Genomic DNA, 19,693 nt, shown 5'->3' on the forward strand with positions numbered 1-19,693 from the left:
GGCTTTCCCAAGGCACTGTCAGGTCTGTTGTAGTGGCGAGCCATGCTCGGCAGGGGCTTTCCCAGGGCACTGTCAGGTCCGTTGTAGTGCCGAGCCATGCTCGGCAGGGGTCGCACCGATAAGGCGTCAGCGGGCGGTGCTTCCGCTTTGGGATATGCCGCCTCCCTTTCGCGCAGCGAAGGGAAGGGTTGGGGAGGGGGGGCTTTTGGAGCAGAGCCTCAAGAGCCAAGAGCTGCCCTCACCCCAACCCCTCTCCCGCAGGCGGGAGAGGGGCTTTGAAGCCAGAGCCAGAGCCAAAAAACCCAAAGCCCAAAGCCCAAAACCCAAAGCCCAAAGCCCAAAGCCCAAAGCCCAAAGCCCAAAGCCCAAAGCCCAGGCTTCCCGCTATCAGGCCTCCGTCAGCAGCTTCCGCGCCGCGGCCCGCGCCTCCTTGCTGACCTCGGCCCCGCCCAGCATGCGCGCAAGCTCTTCCTCGCGGCCCTTGGCATCCAGCAGTTCAACCGCGCTCTGGGTCATGCCTTCCACCGGTGCCTTGCTTACCCGGTAGTGGCTGTGCCCCTTGGAAGCTACCTGCGGCAGATGGGTCACGCATAGCACCTGGCGGCGTTCGCCCAGAGCGCGCAGCTTCTTGCCGACAATGTCGGCAATCGCGCCGCCAATGCCCGAATCTACCTCGTCGAAGACCATCGTCGGAACGGCATCCAGACCCAGCGCGGCCACTTCAATGGCCAGCGAAATGCGCGACAACTCGCCGCCCGAGGCCACCTTGCGCAGGGCCCGCGCCGGCTGGCCGGCGTTGGCGGCGACCAGGAACTCGACCCGCTCGGCACCGTTCGGATCCGGGCGCAGCTGCGCCTGCGGTTCCAGTTCGATCAGGAATTGCCCGCCGCCCATGCCCAGCTCGCCGATCAGTGCGGTGGTGGTGTCGGACAGGGAGCTGGCGGCCGCCTGGCGGCTGCTGGAAAGGGTTGCGGCTACGGCTTGCCAGCGCGCGGCAGCCTTGTCGATCTCGCCAGCCAGCTTGGCCAGGCGCTCGTCGGCACCGCGCAGCTGCTCCAGCTCGCTTTCCATGCGGTCACGGGTGGCGGCGAGCTCTTCCATTGGCACGCGGTGCTTGCGGGCCAGGTCGTGCAGGCGGCTCAGTCGCCGCTCGATCTCTTCGAAGGCGTCCGGGTCGCTGTCCAGGTCGTCCTGGACCCGATCCAGCTGGGCCAGCGCCTCGTGCAATTGGATACCAGCGGCGTCGAGCATGGCGTCGACTTCACCCAGGCGGGCGTCGTGCTGGCTGACCCGGCCCAGTTCGTGGCGCACCTGCTGCAGTAAAGACAGCAGCGAGGGGCCGTCTTCATCGCCGTTGAGCAGGCCGCCAGCGCGTTGGCAGGCTTCGATCAGGGCGGTGGAATGGGCCTGGCGGCGGTGGCTGGCGCCCAGTGCGGCGATCGCGGCCGGCTCCAGATCCTCCCGTTGCAACTCGCCTAGTTGGTGTTCGAGGAAGCCGATGCGGTCGGAGACATCGCCTTGCTGGGATAGCGCATCGCGCTCATCCAGCAGTGCCTGCCATTGGGTGCTGGCACTGCGTACGGCGCCGCGCTCTGCTTCATTGCGGGCGAAAGCGTCCAGCAGCGCCAACTGACTGGGGCGCGACAGCAGGGCCTGCTGGTCATGCTGGCCGTGGATCTCGACCAGGAAAGCGGCCAGCTCGGCCAGCTGCGACACCGGCACCGGGCGGCCATTGATGAAGGCGCGCGAGCCGCCATCGGCACGGATCACCCGGCGCAGTTGGCATTGTTCCTCGTCGTCAAGCTCGTTGTCGCGCAGCCAGGCGCGCGCCGGGGCATCGTCGTCCAGGCTGAATTCGGCCGACAGCTCCGCACGGGCCGCGCCATGGCGGACCACGCCGGAGTCGGCGCGCAGGCCGGACAGGAAGCCTAAGGCGTCCACCATCAATGACTTGCCGGCACCGGTTTCACCGGAAACAACAGTCATGCCAGGGCCGAACTCCAGTTCGGTGGCGCGGACAACGGCAAAATCCTTGATCGAGAGATGTCTGAGCATGGCGGGCAGGTCTAGGGGCCGCGCAAAACTAGCACGCGTACCGGGCAGGTCAATGTAGGACAGGCGATGGCAGGCCCAGATTAGGAACAATGCGTCTCATGGCGTGAGCCGGAGCCTTGAAACTTTCGGTACAGCCCACATACGGGGCGGGGTAGACGGCAGATCATCCGTCAGGGAACCGGAAATGAACCAAGAGCACACTGAATTCGACCCCGAGAACGCCGCCATGGGCGGTGATGACGCGCAGCACGACCAGATCGAGGCGCTGCGCGCTGAGCTGGAGCAGGTCAAGGCCGAATCGCTGCGCGAGCGCGCCGATCTGGAGAACCAGCGCAAGCGCGTGGCCCGCGACGTCGAGCAGGCCCGCAAGTTCGCCAACGAGAAGCTGCTTGGCGACCTGCTGCCGGTGTTCGACAGCCTTGATGCAGGCTTGGCTGCCGCTGGCAGCGAGCCCAATCCGCTGCGCGAAGGTATGGAACTGACCTACAAGCAGCTGCTCAAGGTGGCGGCTGACAATGGTCTGGCCCTGCTGGACCCGGCCGGCCTGGCCTTCAATCCGGAACATCACCAGGCCATCAGCCAGGTGCCGGCGCCGGCAGGCGTGGCCCCGGGCGCGGTGGTGACGGTGTTCCAGAAGGGCTATCTGCTCAATGAGCGCCTGCTGCGGCCGGCGCTGGTTGTGGTGGCCCAGGCCGACTGATCGGCCGCGCTGGCTGGCCGCTGCCTAAACCAGGCGCGGCCGTCGGCAAACAGTGTTCCGGGGATGACTTGAATGTCATCAGGTCGTCCCCCACATCCCATTCATCCCCGGCGGCTGCCGGCAAACGAATCCTCAGGAGTCCCCCATGGGCAAGATCATTGGTATCGACCTCGGCACCACCAACTCGTGCGTGGCGATCATGGACGGCGGCAAGGCCCGCGTCATCGAAAACTCGGAAGGCGACCGCACCACGCCCTCCATCGTCGCCTACACCAAGGACGGCGAAGTACTGGTGGGTGCCTCGGCCAAGCGTCAGGCCGTCACCAACCCGAAGAACACCTTCTACGCGGTGAAGCGCCTGATCGGCCGCAAGTTCACCGACGCCGAAGTGCAGAAGGACATCGCCCACGTGCCGTACGGCATCCTGGCGCATGACAACGGCGACGCATGGGTAGAAACCAGCGACGGCAAGAAGATGGCGCCGCAGGAAATCTCTGCCCGCGTGCTGGAGAAGATGAAGAAGACCGCTGAAGACTTCCTCGGTGAAAAGGTCACCGAAGCGGTCATCACCGTGCCGGCCTACTTCAACGACAGCCAGCGCCAGGCCACCAAGGACGCAGGCCGCATCGCCGGTCTGGACGTCAAGCGCATCATCAACGAGCCGACCGCGGCTGCCCTGGCCTATGGCCTGGACAAGGGTGACAACAAGGATCGCAAGATCGTTGTCTACGATCTGGGCGGCGGCACCTTCGACGTGTCGATCATCGAGATCGCCAACGTCGACGGCGAGAAGCAGTTCGAAGTGCTGGCCACCAACGGTGACACCTTCCTCGGCGGCGAAGATTTCGACAACCGCGTCATCGAGTACCTGGTTGAAGAGTTCCAGAAGGACCAGGGCATCGACCTGCGCAAGGATCCGTTGGCCCTGCAGCGCCTGAAGGACGCCGCCGAGCGCGCCAAGATCGAGCTGTCGTCCGCGCAGCAGACCGAAGTGAACCTGCCGTACGTCACTGCAGACGCTTCCGGTCCGAAGCACCTGAACATCAAGCTGACCCGCGCCAAGCTGGAAAGCCTGGTCGAAGAGCTGATCAAGAAGTCGATCGAGCCATGCCGCGTTGCGTTGAATGACGCCGGCCTGCGTTCGAGCGACATCAGCGAAGTGATCCTGGTCGGCGGCCAGACCCGCATGCCGAAGGTGCAGCAGGCTGTCACCGAGTTCTTCGGCAAGGAACCGCGCAAGGACGTCAACCCGGACGAAGCCGTGGCACTGGGTGCCGCGATCCAGGGCGGCGTGCTGGGCGGCGACGTCAAGGACGTGCTGCTGCTGGACGTGACCCCGCTGTCGCTGGGTATCGAGACCATGGGTGGCGTGTTCACCAAGATCATCGAGAAGAACACCACCATCCCGACCAAGGCCTCGCAGACCTTCTCGACCGCCGAGGACAACCAGTCGGCCGTGACCGTGCACGTGCTGCAGGGTGAGCGCGAGCAGGCCCGTTACAACAAGTCGCTGGCCAAGTTCGACCTGTCCGGCATCGAGCCGGCACCGCGCGGCATGCCGCAGGTCGAGGTGTCCTTCGACATCGACGCCAACGGCATCCTGCACGTGTCGGCCAAGGACAAGAAGACCAACAAGGAACAGAAGGTCGAGATCAAGGCCGGTTCGGGTCTGTCCGAGGAAGAGATCGCACGCATGGTCGCCGACGCGGAAGCCAACCGCGAAGAAGACAAGAAGTTCCAGGAACTGGTCCAGGCCCGCAACCAGGCCGACGGTCTGATCCACGCCACCCGCAGCGCCATCACCGAGCATGGCAGCAAGGTTGGCGGCGGCGTGATCGGCAAGGTTGAAGCGGCACTGGCCGATCTGGAAACCGCGATGAAGGGCGACGACAAGGCGCAGATCGAAGCCAAGTCGAAGTCGCTGGAAGAAGCCGGTCAGGCGCTGTTCGCTGCCGCTTCTGCCGGTGAACAGGGCCCGGCGCCGGGTGCCGATGCTGGCGCCCAGTCCAATGACGACGTGGTGGACGCCGAGTTCACCGAGGTCAAGGACGACAAGAAGTAAGGCCGGGAATGGTGATTGGGGATTCGGGATACGGAACTGCGGTTCCGGGTTCCGGATCCCCTTCCGGCATCTGTAATCCAGCTGCTGTCCTTGACCCCCGACAACCCGATTCCGAAACCATGTGCCAATGAAACGCGATTATTACGAAGTACTGGGCGTAGCCCGCACCGCCACCGATGAAGAGCTGAAGAAGGCCTATCGCCGTTGCGCGATGAAGCACCACCCGGACCGCAATCCGGGCGATGCCGCCGCCGAAGCTGCCTTCAAGGAGTGCAAGGAGGCGTACGAAACCCTGTCCGACGGCAATAAGCGGCGCATGTATGACGCCCACGGCCATGCGGCGTTCGAGCACGGCATGGGCGGTGGCGGTGGTCCGGGTGGTCCGGACATGAACGATATTTTCGGCGACATCTTCGGCAATATCTTTGGCGGAGGTGGCGGTGGTCCGCGCCAGCCGCGTCGCGGTGCCGACATCGGCTACGTGATGGAGCTGGACCTGGAAGAAGCGGTGGCCGGCGTTGAGCGCCGCATCGAGATTCCGACCCTGGCCGAGTGCGGTGATTGCGACGGCAGTGGCTCGGAAGACCGCAAGGTCGAGACCTGTAATGTTTGCGGTGGCCGCGGCCAGGTGCGTGTGCAGCGTGGCATCTTCGCCATGCAGCAGGCCTGCCATAACTGCGATGGTCGCGGTCAGATCATCAGCAAGCCCTGCAAGACCTGCCACGGCAATGGCCGTGTCGAGGAAGACAAGGTGTTGTCGGTCAAGGTGCCGGCAGGCGTGGATACCGGCGACCGCATCCGCCTGCAGGGCGAGGGCGAAGCCGGCCCGGCCGGTGCGCCGGCGGGTGACCTGTATGTGGAAGTGCGCGTGCGCGAGCATGCCATCTTCACCCGCGATGGTGACGACCTGCACTGCGAAGTGCCGGTGCGTATCTCGCAGGCTGCGTTGGGTGATGCAATCCGCGTCGCAACCCTGGGCGGCGAAGCGGAAATCCGCATCCCGGCCGAGACCCAGACCGGCAAGCTGTTCCGCCTGCGTGGCAAGGGCGTCAAGTCGGTGCGCAGCCGCACCGAAGGCGACCTGTACTGCCGTGTCGTGGTGGAAACCCCGGTCAACCTGACTGCCGAGCAGCGCAAGTTGCTGGAGCAGTTTGAAGCCACCTTCGTAGGCGAGGAAGCACGCAAGCACTCGCCGAAGTCGGCGACCTTCATCGATGGCGTAAAGGGCTTCTGGGAACGCATGAAGTCCTGATGCGTCACCTGTAATGCCGAGCCATGCTCGGCATCAGCTCCACCTGTAGTGCCGAGCCATGCTCGGCAGCGGCGTTCCCGGTAATGCCCCTGCCGAGCATGGCTCGGCACTACCTCGTTATGCCATCTGCTATTGGTTGCGCGCGCAAGCGTGTGCACTCGCGCCTCGTCCTGCGGACGTAGAATAGGGCGATGAACGAAGTCGACCATAGCCATCTCGTGCACGGTCGTCGGCAACGCCCGGATGGGCCGTCGCCGGTGGACGTGATCTCCGTGCAATCCCAGCTGGTCTACGGCCATGCCGGCAACAGTGCGGCCGTGCCGCCGCTGCGTGCACTGGGCCTGCGCGTCGCCGAAATTCCCACGACGCTGCTCAGCAACGCGCCGTTCTACGCGACGCTGCGCGGCCGCGTGCTGCCTGCAGACTGGTTCGCGGAACTGTTGCAGGGTGCGACCGAACGGGGCCTGCCGCAACGCGCCGGTGCGTTGGTATCCGGCTACTTCGGCAGCGTCGCCAACGGCGCCGCGTTTGCCGACTGGCTGGATGAGGTGCTGCCGCAATCGCCGAACCTGCGTTACTGCCTGGATCCAGTCATCGGTGACACCCATACCGGCCCTTACGTTGAGCCGGGGCTGGAGACGATCTTCAGCGAACGGCTGTTGCCGCACGCCTGGTTGGTCACGCCCAACGCCTTCGAACTGGGCCGCCTGACCGGCATGCCGGCGCTGGAGCAGGACGACGCCATCGCTGCCTCGCGCAAGCTGCTGGAGCGCGGCCCGGAATGGGTGATCGCGCATTCGGTGTCGGGTGACCCCGGTGAGCTGGTTACGCTGGCGATCGGCCGTGAACAGATCTGGCGCTGGACCTCGCCGCACCTGCCGGTGGACGTGGCCGGCACCGGTGATGTGCTGATGTCGCTGCTGGTGGCGTTCCTGCTCAAGGGCCACAGTTTTGAGGACAGCGTGGGGCGCGCCATTGCCGGCGTGCATGCGGCGCTGGAAGCGACCCTGGCCACCGGCGTGGAGGAATTCGACGTGCTGGCCGCAGCGCCGGCCGCGCTGGGCACGCCGTACCGCTTCCGCGCCGAGCGTCTGGCGTGAGTCTGCGTCCAGTCATCGGCATCGTCGGTAGCGGCGGTGCCTTTGGACGCTGGCTGCGTGGCTTCTTCGAATCGCGCATGGGTTTGCAGGTCATCGGCCACGATCCTGTCGATGTGGACTCGCAGACCCCGGAGCAGTTGCTGGAACAGGCCGATGTGCTGCTGTTCTCGGCGCCGATCCGGCACACGCCCGCATTGATCCGCGACTACATCCGCCAATCGGCCGGGCGTGAGCGCGGCAAACTGTGGCTGGACGTCACCTCGATCAAGGCCGAGCCGGTGGCGGCGATGCTGGAGTCGCAGGCGTCGGTCGCTGGCCTGCACCCGATGACCGCACCACCCAAGGCGCCGACCTTGAAGGGCAGGGTGATGGTGGTCTGTGAAGCGCGGCTGGATGCGCAGTGGCAGGCGTGGCTGGATGAACTGTGCATCGCCTTGCAGGCCGAATGCGTGCGCGGCACTGCCGAGCACCACGACCGGGTGATGGCGCTGGTGCAGGCGATGGTGCATGCCACCCATCTGGCCCAGGCCGGCGTACTGCGCGAATACGCACCGATGCTGGGCACGCTGAGCGAATTGATGCCGTATCGCTCGGCTGCATTTGAACTGGATGCGGCGGTGATCTCGCGCATCCTGTCGTTGAACCCGGCGATCTATGAAGACATCCAGTTCGGCAATCCGCATGCCGGCGAAGTACTGGATCAGCTGCTGCTGCAGCTGCAGCAGCTGCGTGGCCTGGTGGGGCAGGGCGATGATGCCGCGCGAGCGCTGTTCCGTAGCCGGTATCTGGCTGACAACAAGGCGGCGGTGGATGAGCAGACCTTGCGCGATGGCAACTACAGCTTCGAGCGGGTGGGTTACCTGCTGGCGGATCTGACTGACCAGAGCGCGATGAGTGTGCATCTGCCGGAGGATCGCGCCGGCTCCTTGCGTGAGCTGCTGCATGTGTTTGAGCGGCATGGCATCAGCCTGGCCTCGATTCATTCCTCGCGCACGCCTGGCGGTGAGGTCCACTTCCGCATGGGCTTTGTGCAGGCCTACGCGGCCGATGTGATTTCAGCGGCCAGCGACGAGATCAACAGCAGCGGCATAGGTCGCGTACTGGAGCGCTAAGCCTGCAGCAGTATGGAAGCTGTGGGAGCGGCGTAAGCCGCGAAGCTCATGAGCCAACAGCAGCAAGAGCTACTGCATCTGCAACAGCCCAAAAGCACCCCTCTCCAACCCTCCCCTTTGCTGCGCAAAAGGGAGGGGGCGCAACCTATTGGCGTCTCATTGGCTGCGACTTAATCCACAGCGACGTGTGTGCAAGCATGTGGATAATCACTGACATCCCTTGGGGCACAAGGCTGTCAAGATGGTTGGTGAAAAATTGATCAGCCGCAGGCCGGATCGGCAAAGCGTATTCAGAATTACCCGGCCAGCCGCCAGCGGGGCCTTCCTGGTGCGCGCCGGCAATGATCACGGCGCGCTGTAGAAGCAGGGAATCAGGCCCGATAGGGCTGGTTCATCGACAGGCTGACTTCGCCATCTGCACTGAACAGGTTGCTGCCACGACGCAGCAGCGGTCGACCGTCGGCAAGCTCATAGCGGGGCGGCCGGTTCGTCTTGCCTGTCTCGGGGCTGCTGGGTTCATCAAGAAACTCGATGACGATGCAGCTCTCGCCATCGCGCGTGGTTGCTGGAAACTGTCTGAACGCCATTGCTTGCCTCCAGGGCGGTGCCAGTGGCAGGGCTGCCACGCCCTGAGCTTGCCGCCGTGCTTGTTAGCCTTGCGTTACCGCAGCGTTCTCAATCTATGAACTGCAGGCGCGCCAGCTCGGCATACAGGCCGTCCTGTGCCAACAGTTCAGCATGCGTGCCCTGCGCGACGATGCGGCCGTGGTCCATCACCACGATGCGGTCGGCCTTCAATACCGTTGCGAGCCGATGGGCGATCACCAGCGTGGTGCGGCCTGCCATCAACCGCTCCAGTGCCTGCTGCACGGCGCGCTCACTCTGCGCATCCAGCGCGCTGGTCGCTTCGTCCAGCAGCAGCACCGGTGCGTCCTTGAGCAGGGCGCGGGCAATGGCTACACGCTGCTGCTGGCCGCCCGACAGGCGTGCGCCACGTTCGCCCAGGTCGCTGGCATAGCCTTCCGGCAACTGCATCAGGAAATCGTCGGCCTCGGCCGAGCGCGCGGCGGCGCGAACTTCCTCGTCGCTGGCTTCGAGACGGCCGTAGCGGATGTTGTCGGCGGCGCTGGCGGCAAACAGGGCCGGCTGTTGTGGCACCAGCGCAATGCTCTGGCGCAGCTGTGCCGGATCCAGCTCGCGCAGGTCGACGCCGTCCAGACGCAGATGACCGCTGTCCGGATCATGGAAGCGCAGCAGCAGCGACAGCACGGTGCTTTTGCCGGCGCCCGATGGGCCGACCAGGGCCACGGTTTCGCCCGGCGCCACGGTCAGGCTGAAGTCATCCAGCGCCGGATGATCCGGGCGCTGCGGGTAATGGAACGACACATGCTCGAAGCGGATTTCGCCGCGAACCGGCGAGGGCAGCGATTGCGGCTTTGCGGGTGCGGTGATCTGCGGACTCTCCGCCAGCAGCTCACCAATACGGCCCATGCCGCCGGAGGCGCGCTGCAGTTCGTTCCAGACTTCGGCCAGGGCGCCAACCGAGCCGCCACCGATCAAGGCGTACAGCACGAACTGGCCCAGCGTACCTGCCGTCATGCGGCCGTCGACGACGTCGTGCGCCCCCGACCACAGCACCGCAACGATGGCACCGAACACCAGCACGATGGCGATGGCGGTAACAAAGGACTGGGTGCGGATGCGACGTTTGGCGGTGGCCACGGAGACATCCAGTGCGGCCTCGAAGCGCCCGCGTTCATAGGGCTCGCGCGCATGCGCCTGCACGGTGCGCACCGCGCCCAGCGTTTCTGCCGCCAGCGCATTGGCATCGGCGACGCGGTCCTGGCTGGCGCGGGAGATCTTCTGCAGCTGGCGTGCACCGAGCACGATCGGCAGCACCGCCAATGGGATGCCGATCAACGAGTACACCGCCAGGCGCGGACTGGTAACGAACAGCATGACCATCGCGCCAACCACGGTAACGCTGCTGCGCAGTGCCACCGACATGGTCGAGCCGATCACGCTGCGCAGCAGCTCGCTGTCGGCGGTCAGGCGTGAGACCAGCTCGCCGCTGCGGGTACGGTCGTGGAAGCCGGCGTCCAGGCCGATCAGGTGGGCATAGAGCCTGCCGCGCAGGTCGGCCACGACCTTCTCGCCCAGCAAGGAGACAAAGAAAAAGCGTGCGGCAGTGGCCAGTGCCAGCACCACCGCGACAATGAACAGCAGCATGAAGGCGCGGTTGATCTCGCCGCCGCCGGAGAAGCCATGGTCGATCATCTGTTTGACCGCCATCGGCAGGCTGAGTGTCGCCGTCGATGACACCGCCAATGCGATCAACCAGGCCGTGAACAGGCCGCTGTGACGGCGAACGAACGGCCACAGGGTTTTCAGACTGCCGAGTTTCTGCAACTTGCGAGGCTGTGCGGAAGATGTATCAGTCATGGTCGACAGGTTCGCTCAGGCGTAGACGGTCGCGGGTGGCGTCGCGCAGGCGCAGGGCCAGCGCATCGATCTGGTCTGCCGGCAGGCGCACGTGCAGGCGCAGGCCCTCGGGCAGGAAGTGTTCTTCAAGTTTCTCGGCGCCGGCGCTGCCGAGCAGGGTATGCACGATGCCCATGTCCTCGAAGCCGCATTGCAGGATGCGTTCGGTCATGGGCACCAGCGGGAGGCGCTGGGCCAGTCGCAGGCATTCGGCGGCAGTGCCGCCATAGGCACGAACCAGGCCGCCGGCGCCGAGTTTGATGCCGCCATACCAGCGTGTCACCACTACAGCGATGCGGTCATAACCCTGACCGTCTATCGCTGCGAGAATCGGGCGTCCAGCGGTACCTGCCGGCTCGCCGTCGTCACTGGAGCGATAGTCATTGCCGTGTCGGTAGGCCCAGCAGTTGTGCGTGGCGTCGGCATCCGATACCGATTGGATGAATGCCAGCGCTGCGGCGGCATCGCTGATCGGCGCTGCCTGGGCAAGGAAGCGACTGTGTTTGATGTCCAGCTGGTGGCTGGTGGGTGCGGCGAGAGTGTCGAGCATTGCGGTCATTCTAGTGGCAGCGCCGCAAAGCTGTAGCGGATGCGGCTCAATCCCTGAGCAGCGGCCGCAGGTCGCGCGGAATGCGCGCTTCCGGGTAGTCGTGGGCGAAACGACGCAGGCTTGCCTTTGCACCCTCCAGGTCGCCGGCCTGTTCACGCTCGCGGATACGCTTGATCCACTGATGGCGCGACAGCATGGCATCGGCCTCGACGTCCGGGGTGCTGTCGGCAGCGATGGTCGCTGCGCGTTGGCGGCGTGCCTCCGCCGCCTTGCTGACAGTCTTGGCGCCAGCATGCGGAATCGGAGCGGCGCCAGTAGGTGCCGGCCGGCGGGATGCAGCACGTGCGGGAGCGGGTGCCGTTTCGCTCAGATAGACGTTGTCCTGTGAGGCGTCGGCGGAGCTGGCCTGTTCGGCTTGAACAGGTGCTGCCATCGGTGCCGGAGCCATCACGGGCGCTGGAGGGGCAGGCGGGGCGGGCGGGACGATGACCGGTGCAGCGGAGAAGGCGCGGGGCGATTGCCCTGTATTGCCGGTGGCGGGCTGCTCGATGGCGATGGCCTTGTCCTTGTGCGCAGCATGTGGCTGCGCGGCGCCAGCGCTGGACGCCTTCGCGTTGACGCCGGATCGATCCTGCGGCACAGCCGCCGCCGCGGCGGCATCCTCGGCAGCTTGGGCCGGGGCTGGGCTTGCAGGTGCCGCAGCGATCTCGGCAGCGGCAATGTCAGCGGCCATTGGTTCCGTCGCGGGCGCGGACATATCGGCGTGTTGCATCGCCGGTTGTGGCGGTGTCAGCGGGCGCAGCTGCCAGGCCAGGCCTACCACCAATACCAGTGACGCGGCCACGGCCAGTGAAGAGACCAGCCCGCGCCGACGACCCCAGCCGCGACCCTGCGATGCGGATGGCTGGCTGGCGGAAGCAGTGCCGCGAGTCTGGGTGTCCGCTTGGAGTTGCTCTGACTGAGGCTGCGTCTGCGGCTTGGCGCGGGCCAAGTCCATGATCCGCGCATCGAGCTGCGCGCTGGGGGTGGCCGCGCCGGCGCCGGGACGGCCGAGCAGGCGGGCCAGCTCGCGCTCTTCGGGGGTCAGCATGTCGGGGATGTTCATTCGCTCAACCTCGCGCGCAGCTTGTCCATCGCATAGCGCAGCCGCGATTTGACGGTTTCCCGGCCAACGCCGGTGATCTGCCCGATCTCCTCCAGGCTGAGTTCCTGTTCCAGTCGCAGGATCACGACTTCCTGTTGTTCGGGTGGCAGCTCGGCCAAGGCCTGGCGCAGCTGCAGGCGCTGGGCGTGTTCGTCGGCCAGCAACTCGGGAGTGCAATTGTCGGCCAGGCGTGCGGTGCGCTCGTCCGCATCTTCGGGTGCTGCAGGGCGATGACGGGCGGCGCGCCAGTGGTCGTTCAGGCGGTTGTGGGCGATCCGGAACAGCCAGGTGGCGAAGGCCGCATCGGGCTTCCAGCCGGCGCGGGCGTTGATCATCTTCTGCCAGACGTCCTGGAACAGCTCCTCGGCCAACGGCCGGTCACGCAGCTGGCCGAGCAGATAGTGGAACAGCCGCGCGCGGTGCCGGGCATAGAGCTCGGAGAACGCATCGCTGTCACCGTCGGCATAGGCCAACATCAGCACTTCATCGGTAGGGGTCTGGACAGCGGTATCCACCCGGCAAGCGTAGTGGCTGGGTGGGTTTCTGCCTAGCTCCGCAGCAGTCCCTGCCAAGGCATATTCATTTATGTGAAAACCAATCTTTTTTCTGGAACGCACTGCCCTTGACCGCTGTGAAAGGTATGCTGCGGGATCAGGGGGGAGTTCCGGCACACCGGGACCCAGAGAGAACGGATACATGTCGTATAGCGAGCTTGACGCGCGGATTGAAGCGCCGCGCGCCGATTCATTTTCGCCGGTCACCCAAGCGGTGGCGACATTGCAGGGTTTGTTGCACCACGCCAGCCCCGTTGCGCTGGCGTGGCGCGACGGGGTGCTGGGCGAGGGTGGGTGCAGTGTCCCGGAATCTGCCGTCGACCTATGCCAGCTGGCCCGTGGGCGGCTGATGGGAAAGGCTGCAGGCCTGCCTCCCGGCTGCCAAACGCTGGAATGGCGTGGTGACGATGGGGCCGAGTACGTATTGCTGATCGACGCCGGACCGGCGCTGCCTGCGATGGACCGCAGAGCCTGGCAGGGCGCGGTGCGGATGATGATCGGATCCGCCATGGAGCTGATGCGCCAACGCCGGCAGATAGACGAACTGCAGCGCTCCAAACAGCTGCAGAAGGCCTTGTTCGAGATTGCCGACCTGGCAGGTGCGGACCTGGCCATGACGGAGATGATGGCGCATTTCCATCGCATCCTCGGTTCGCTGATGTACGCCGAAAACTGCTACATCGTCGAGTGCGATGAGGAGCAGCAGAGCCTGGAGTTTCTGTACTTCGTCGACACCCATGACAGCTATCTGCCTGAGCCGGGTCGCCGCTATCGCTATGAGGAAATGCCGGCCAGCCTGACCTTCGCAGTACTGCGCAATGGGCGGGCGCTGAGTGGGCCCTCGCGTGAACTGGCCAAATACCTGGAACACCCCTGCGAGGTGTCGGAGGGTGTGGAGAGCACCGACTGGCTGGGCGTGCCGATGTGGCGCGACAACCGCGTTTGCGGGGCGATCGTGGTGCAAAGCTACGTCGCCAATGCGTGCTACGGCGAGGAAGAGCTCGCATTGTTGAACTTCGTTGCCAAGCACATCCTTACCGCCATGGATCGCCATCAGGCGCATGCACAGCTGGAACAACGCGTCTGGCAGCGTACCCAGGATCTGGAACGCATCAACAACCACCTGCAAGGCGAGATCATCGAGCGGCGGCGCGCGGAGCTGCTGCAGGCGGCGCTGTTCAATATTTCCGAACTGGCACTGAGCGGCAAGACTACCGGCGAGTTCTATACGCAGGTGCACGAGATCATCGGCCGCCTGCTGGATGCCAGCAATTTCTACGTGGCAATGGTGACCGAGGACGCTGCGGGCATCGAGTTCGTCTATTCGGTTGACCGCTTCAACCGCGAGCGCGCTTCGCGCGTCTTCAGTGACGGCTTGACCGAGTATGCGCTGCAGCGCCGCGAGCCGGTGTTGTTGACGCGGGCGGATATCGACACGTTGATTGCCGCGGGGACCTTGAAGGAGTTTGGTGCCAAGTCGCAATGCTGGTTGGGCGTACCGCTGTTCAGTGACGAGGAAGTGGTCGGGGTCATCGCCGTACAGAGCTACAACCCGCAGGTGGTGTTCAGTGCGGATGACCAGCGCCTGTTGGTGTTTGTCGCCCGTACCATCGGCAACAGCCTGGCCCGCCAGCGTGACCAACAGCGCTTGCTGCAGGCCCATGCCGACCTTGAGCTGCGGGTGACCGAGCGTACCCGCGAGCTTGGCGAGGTGAACCAGAAATTGCTGGGGCAGATTGGCGAACGCATGCGCGCCGAGCAGCGCCTGACCCATCTGGCCATGCACGACGTGCTGACCGGCCTGCCAAACCGGCTGCATCTGCAGGATCGCCTGGAGCGCGCCATCGAGAATGCGGAACTCGGTATTGCCCCGCACTTCGCGTTGCTGTTCCTCGATCTGGATCGCTTCAAATGGGTCAATGACAGTATCGGCCATGCAGCCGGCGACCAGATGCTGGTCGAAGTGGCACGGCGCCTGGTTGGCCTGGTCCGCGGCGAGGATGTGGTGGCGCGACTGGGCGGCGATGAGTTTGCGTTGCTGGTGCACTCCGACCGCGGTTCGACGGCGGCGATGGATCTGGGCCGACGCCTGCTCAAGGCGCTGGAAGCGCCGATGTGGGTGGACGGGCGCGAGTTGTTCCCGTCGGGAAGCATCGGCATCGCGGTGTGGGATGCGCGCTACACCTCTGGCGCGGATCTGCTGCGTGATGCGGATGCGGCCATGTACCGCGCCAAGCTCAAGGGCCAGGACCGCTGCGTGATGTTCGACGGCGCGATGCACGACGAAGCCATGCGCAGCCTGGAACTGGAAGCGGACTTGCGCCGGGCGATCAAGAAGCGTGATTTCCTGCCTTATTACCAGCCCATCGTCTGCCTGCTCGATGGACGGGTGGTTGGCCATGAGGCGCTTCTGCGTTGGCAGCATGAGCGTCGCGGCGTGTTGCTGCCTGGCCAGTTCCTGTCACTGGGTGAGGAAAGTGGCCTGATCGAACAGGTGGACTGGCAGATCTATGAGCAGGTGATGGAGGACATGGCGGCGTCGTCGGTCGGCTATATCTCGGTGAATGTCTCGCCTCGTCACTTCCGTTCGGTTGAGTTCGCGCCACGCCTGCTGGGAATGCTGGATGCGGCGGGTGCGGACCCTGCGCGGCTGCGCGTGGAGATAACCGAGATGGCCTTGCTGGACGACGAGCCACGTACCTTGCGTGCCCTGCACCAGCTGCGCGAACGCGGTGTTGTGGTGCAGCTGGATGACTTCGGCACCGGCTATTCGGCGCTGTCCTATCTGCATCGGTTCCCGATCAGTGCATTGAAAGTGGACCGTAGCTTTGTCGCTGGCCTGCACGATGAGGGAAGCAGCAGCACGCTGGCCCTGGTGCAGGGCGTGCTGTCGCTGGCACGCACGCTGGGCATCGAGACGATAGGCGAGGGCATAGAGGACGAACGCCAGTTGCAGACGCTCAAGGAGCTCGGTTGCAACTTCGGCCAGGGCTACTTGTTGGGCTATCCGGCGCCGTGCGAGCAGAGCCTGCAGCGCAGGAAGGCCGCAGGGTTGTAGGAGCGGCGTAAGCCGCGAAGCCACCAATCCATCCGGTGCGTATCAGTTGCAATTGCACGATGCGCGTTTGCTCTTGAGCGCGGAATGTATGCGACCTGCATGGTCTACGAGCTTCGCGGCTTACGCCGCTCCCACAAAAGCTCGGCGGTTCATCAACGCAGCGCGTTTCGCTTCTTCTCGTCGAACCACTTGTCCGCCTGCGCCGGCGAGTAGTTGCGCATCCATTCCAGCATCTGCGTCGGGTCTTCGCCGTACCACAGGTCCTCGCGCTGTTCCGGGTGCAGGAAGCGCTCGCTGACCATGGTATCGATCATGCCGATCAGCGGCTGGTAGAAGCCGTCGATGTCGAGGAAGGCGCAGGGCTTGTGGCCGATGCCGAGCTGGCGCCAGGTCAGCATCTCGAAGATCTCCTCGGCGGTGCCAAAGCCGCCGGGCAGGGCGACGAAGGCATCGGACAGGTCGAACATGCGCGACTTGCGCTCATGCATGGAGCCGACGATTTCCAGTGAGGTAACGCCCTTGTGCGCCACTTCCATGTCCACCAGGTGCTGCGGGATCACGCCGGTGACCTCGCCGCCGGCCGCCAGCACGCCATCGGCCACCGCGCCCATCAGGCCGGTGCGGCCGCCGCCATAGACCAGGCGCAGGCCTTCGTTGGCGATGCGCTTGCCCAGTTCGGTGGCGCGTTCGACATAGACGGGCTTGGCACCGGGGTTGGAGCCGCAATAGACGCAGATGGATTTCATGGGTTGTTCCTGATGAATGGGAAGAGGTGGTCGTTCTGCTGCCGATGAATGCGCAGGCAGACCGGGGAATACAAAAGCAAGAAGGCTCCGCCGGGGCGGAGCCTTCAGGTCACAGGCCGTGGAGCTTAGTTGGCCTTGTGGATGGCGCGCTTGGTCACTGCCATCGCCGCGTCGTGCACTGCCTCGGACAGCGACGGGTGGGCGTGGCAGATGCGGGCCAGGTCATCGGACGAGCCGCTGAACTCCATGGTCAGCACACCTTCGTGCACCAGCTCGGAGACATTGGCGCCCACCAGGTGCATGCCCAGCACGCGGTCGGTTTCGGCGTGTGCCAGCACCTTGACGAAGCCAGCCGGCTCCACCATGGCAACGGCACGGCCGTTGGCGGCGAACGGGAAGCTACCGGCCTTGTACGGGATGCCTTCGGCCTTGAGCTGGGCTTCGGTCTTGCCGACCCATGCCAGTTCCGGCTCGGTGTAGATCACCCACGGGATGGTGTCGAAGTTGACGTGGCCCGGCAGGCCAGCGATCAGCTCGGCCACGGCAACGCCTTCCTCGAAGCCCTTGTGGGCCAGCATCGGGCCGCGCACGCAGTCGCCCACCGCCCACACGCCGTCAACGCCGGTGTGGCAATGGTCGTCGACCACGATCTGGCCACGCTCGTTGAGCTGCACGCCGGTGCCTTCGGCCAACAGGCCCTTGCTGGCGGCGCGGCGGCCAACGGCCACCAGCAGCTTGTCGACGGTCAGGGTCTTTTCGCCATCGGCGTCGGTGTAGCTGACAATGACTTCCTCGCCCTTGATCTCGGTCTTGGAGACCTTGGCGTTGAGGCGGATGTCCAGGCCCTGCTTCTTGAATTCCTTGGCGGCAACCTTGGCCACTTCGGCATCGGCGGCAGCCAGGAACTCCGGCAGTGCTTCCAGGATGACCACTTCCGAACCCAGGCGCTTCCACACGCTGCCCAGTTCCAGGCCGATCACGCCGGCGCCGATCACGGCCAGGCGCTTCGGCACTTCGGTGAAGTCCAGCGCGCCGACGTTGTCGACGATGTGCTTGCCATCAAACTTGGCGAACGGCAGTTCGATCGAATCCGAACCGGCGGCGATGATGACGTTGGTGCCCTTGAGCTCGACTTCCGAACCGTCGTGCTGCTTGACCTTGACCACGTTGCCGGCCTGCAGCTGGCCGAAGCCGTAGTAGGTGGCAACCTTGTTGGCCTTGAACAACTGGGCGATGCCGCCGGTGAACTGCTTCACGATGGCGTCCTTGCGGCCGACCATCTTGCTCACGTCGATCTTGGCGTCGTTGAAGCTGATGCCGTGCTGATCGAAGATGTGGCCCATGTTCCAGTACTGGCGCGAGGAGTCCAGCAGCGCCTTGGACGGGATGCAGCCCACGCGCAGGCAGGTGCCGCCCAGGGCCGGCTTGCCGTCCTTGCCCAGCGCTGCGTCGATGCAGGCGGTCTTCAGGCCCAGCTGTGCGGCGCGGATGGCGGCGTGGTAGCCGGCCGGACCGGCACCGATGACGACGACGTCGAATTGTTCAGCCATTTGAGATTCCTTGTTGCCTGTCCCTTCTCCCGCCGGGAGAAGGTGGCGCATAGCGCCGGATGAGGGTGCGGGTGAGGCTTGCCCTCACCCCAACCCCTCTCCCGCAGGCGGGAGAGGGGCTCAGAGCTGTTACAGACCGAACAGCATGCGGCCCGGGTTTTCCAGCTGGTTCTTGATGTCCACCAGGAACTGCACCGAATCCTTGCCGTCGATGATGCGGTGGTCATAGGACATGGCCAGGTACATCATCGGCGCGATCACGACCTGGCCGTTCTCGGCGATCGGACGGTCCTTGATGGCGTGCATGCCCAGGATGGCGCTCTGCGGCGGGTTGACGATCGGGGTCGACATCAGCGAGCCGAAGGTGCCGCCGTTGGTCACGGTGAAGGTGCCGCCCTGCAGTTCTTCCAGCGACAGCTTGCCGTCACGGGCCTTCTTGGCGTAGTCGGCGATGGCCTTTTCGATGTCGGCGAACGACATGCGCTCGACGTTGCGCAGCACCGGGGTCACCAGACCCTTGTCGGTGGACACGGCGATCGAGATGTCCGAATAGCCGTGATAGATGATGTCGTCACCATCGATCGAGGCATTGACCAGCGGGAAGCGCTGCAGTGCGTTGGCAGCGGCCTTCACGAAGAAGCTCATGAAGCCCAGCTTGATGCCGTGGGCCTTGACGAACTCTTCCTGCAGCTCCTTGCGCGCAGCCGAGACCTTGGACAGGTTGACTTCGTTGAAGGTGGTCAGCATGGCGGTCGAGTTCTTCGACTGCATCAGGCGCTCGGCAATGCGCTTGCGCATGCGGGTCATCGGCACGCGTTCTTCCGGACGTGCACCGCCGGCCTTGCCGACGCCGCCGTTGCGGGCGAAGTTGACGATGTCTTCCTTGGTGACCGCGCCGTGGCGGCCGGTGCCGGCCACGTCAGCCGGGTTCACGCCTTCGGTGATGGCCGAGAAACGGGCGCCCGGGGGCAGGGCATCGGCAGCCGACTTGGCAGCCGGGGCCGGAGCAGCGGCAGCAGCCGGAGCGGCGGCGGCCGGGGCAGCAGCCTTCGGTGCTTCGGCAGCAGCAGCCGGGGCAGCAGCGGCGACGGCGCCTTCCTCGATGATGGCCAGGATCTGGTTCGAGGTGACGGTGTCGCCTTCCTTGAACTTGATTTCCTTCAGCACGCCATCAACCGGTGCCGGCACTTCCAGAACGACCTTGTCGGTTTCCAGGTCGAGCAGGTTCTCATCACGCTTGACGGCCTCGCCAGCCTTCTTGTGCCAGCTGGCGATGGTGGCGTCGGAGACGGATTCGGGCAGTACCGGTACTTTGACTTCGGTGGCCAT

At 65.0% G+C, this 19,693-nt stretch carries 15 protein-coding genes; 6 read left to right on the forward strand and 9 right to left on the reverse strand.

The genetic code is table 11. The annotated features are described in order from the left end of the window. Positions 1-387 precede the first annotated feature (387 nt). Positions 388-2,055, reverse strand: coding sequence for a DNA repair protein RecN (recN, locus tag RT131_RS02310; protein WP_313169870.1), 1,668 nt, complete (start codon positions 2,053-2,055; stop codon positions 388-390). Between the two features lie 184 nt (positions 2,056-2,239). Between recN and grpE the strand changes: the two genes are divergently transcribed. From grpE to RT131_RS02335, 5 genes are all read left to right on the forward strand, one after another. Continuing rightward, positions 2,240-2,755: a nucleotide exchange factor GrpE gene (gene grpE / locus RT131_RS02315; protein WP_313169872.1), complete on the forward strand. Its 516-nt coding sequence runs from the start codon at positions 2,240-2,242 to the stop codon at positions 2,753-2,755. A 145-nt stretch (positions 2,756-2,900) separates the two neighbouring features. Beyond that, positions 2,901-4,817, forward strand: a complete 1,917-nt coding sequence (gene dnaK, locus RT131_RS02320) for a molecular chaperone DnaK (protein WP_313169874.1) — start codon at positions 2,901-2,903, stop codon at positions 4,815-4,817. A gap of 127 nt (positions 4,818-4,944) precedes the next feature. After that, complete coding sequence (gene dnaJ / locus RT131_RS02325) at positions 4,945-6,069, forward strand: molecular chaperone DnaJ (RefSeq protein ID WP_303746657.1); 1,125 nt, start codon at positions 4,945-4,947, stop codon at positions 6,067-6,069. 191 nt (positions 6,070-6,260) lie between these two features. Next, positions 6,261-7,169, forward strand: a complete 909-nt coding sequence (gene pdxY / locus RT131_RS02330) for a pyridoxal kinase (protein ID WP_313169876.1) — start codon at positions 6,261-6,263, stop codon at positions 7,167-7,169. Further along, positions 7,166-8,281 carry a prephenate dehydrogenase gene (locus RT131_RS02335; RefSeq protein WP_313169878.1) on the forward strand — a complete coding sequence of 372 codons (1,116 nt, stop codon included), beginning with the start codon at positions 7,166-7,168 and terminating at the stop codon, positions 8,279-8,281. Before pdxY ends, RT131_RS02335 begins: the two co-directional genes overlap by 4 nt. Positions 8,282-8,652: 371 nt before the next feature. Here RT131_RS02335 and RT131_RS02340 read toward each other — a convergent pair whose 3' ends face one another. The 5 genes from RT131_RS02340 to RT131_RS02360 all read right to left on the reverse strand — a co-directional run bounded on the left by RT131_RS02340 (position 8,653) and on the right by RT131_RS02360 (position 12,971). Then, the gene (locus RT131_RS02340; protein WP_313169880.1) at positions 8,653-8,868 is read right to left on the reverse strand and encodes a hypothetical protein; all 216 of its coding nucleotides are present in this window, start codon (positions 8,866-8,868) and stop codon (positions 8,653-8,655) included. Positions 8,869-8,956: 88 nt separating this feature from the next. Further along, positions 8,957-10,723, reverse strand: coding sequence for an ABC transporter transmembrane domain-containing protein (locus RT131_RS02345; RefSeq protein ID WP_313169882.1), 1,767 nt, complete (start codon positions 10,721-10,723; stop codon positions 8,957-8,959). Next, positions 10,716-11,312 (reverse strand): YigZ family protein, encoded by a 597-nt coding sequence (locus tag RT131_RS02350; protein WP_313169883.1) that lies wholly within the window; start codon positions 11,310-11,312, stop codon positions 10,716-10,718. Before RT131_RS02350 ends, RT131_RS02345 begins: the two co-directional genes overlap by 8 nt. A gap of 46 nt (positions 11,313-11,358) precedes the next feature. Then, the gene (locus tag RT131_RS02355) at positions 11,359-12,417 is read right to left on the reverse strand and encodes a hypothetical protein (RefSeq protein ID WP_313169885.1); all 1,059 of its coding nucleotides are present in this window, start codon (positions 12,415-12,417) and stop codon (positions 11,359-11,361) included. Next, positions 12,414-12,971, reverse strand: coding sequence for an RNA polymerase sigma factor (locus RT131_RS02360; RefSeq protein ID WP_313169887.1), 558 nt, complete (start codon positions 12,969-12,971; stop codon positions 12,414-12,416). The genes RT131_RS02355 and RT131_RS02360 overlap by 4 nt, the downstream gene beginning before the upstream one ends. A 181-nt stretch (positions 12,972-13,152) precedes the next feature. Here RT131_RS02360 and RT131_RS02365 point away from each other — a divergent pair, with 181 nt between their 5' ends. Then, positions 13,153-16,068: an EAL domain-containing protein gene (locus RT131_RS02365; protein ID WP_313169889.1), complete on the forward strand. Its 2,916-nt coding sequence runs from the start codon at positions 13,153-13,155 to the stop codon at positions 16,066-16,068. A gap of 152 nt (positions 16,069-16,220) precedes the next feature. Here RT131_RS02365 and RT131_RS02370 read toward each other — a convergent pair whose 3' ends face one another. The 3 genes from RT131_RS02370 to sucB form a co-directional block, all read right to left on the reverse strand. After that, positions 16,221-16,814 carry a TIGR00730 family Rossman fold protein gene (locus RT131_RS02370; RefSeq protein ID WP_313169891.1) on the reverse strand — a complete coding sequence of 198 codons (594 nt, stop codon included), beginning with the start codon at positions 16,812-16,814 and terminating at the stop codon, positions 16,221-16,223. A gap of 125 nt (positions 16,815-16,939) precedes the next feature. After that, a complete protein-coding gene (lpdA, locus tag RT131_RS02375) occupies positions 16,940-18,364 on the reverse strand; it encodes a dihydrolipoyl dehydrogenase (protein ID WP_313169892.1) in 1,425 nt (474 codons plus the stop codon). Between the two features lie 129 nt (positions 18,365-18,493). Next, the gene (sucB, locus tag RT131_RS02380) at positions 18,494-19,693 is read right to left on the reverse strand and encodes a dihydrolipoyllysine-residue succinyltransferase (RefSeq protein WP_313169894.1); all 1,200 of its coding nucleotides are present in this window, start codon (positions 19,691-19,693) and stop codon (positions 18,494-18,496) included.

This window comes from Stenotrophomonas sp. (genome assembly GCF_032066555.1).
GTDB lineage: Bacteria > Pseudomonadota > Gammaproteobacteria > Xanthomonadales > Xanthomonadaceae > Stenotrophomonas.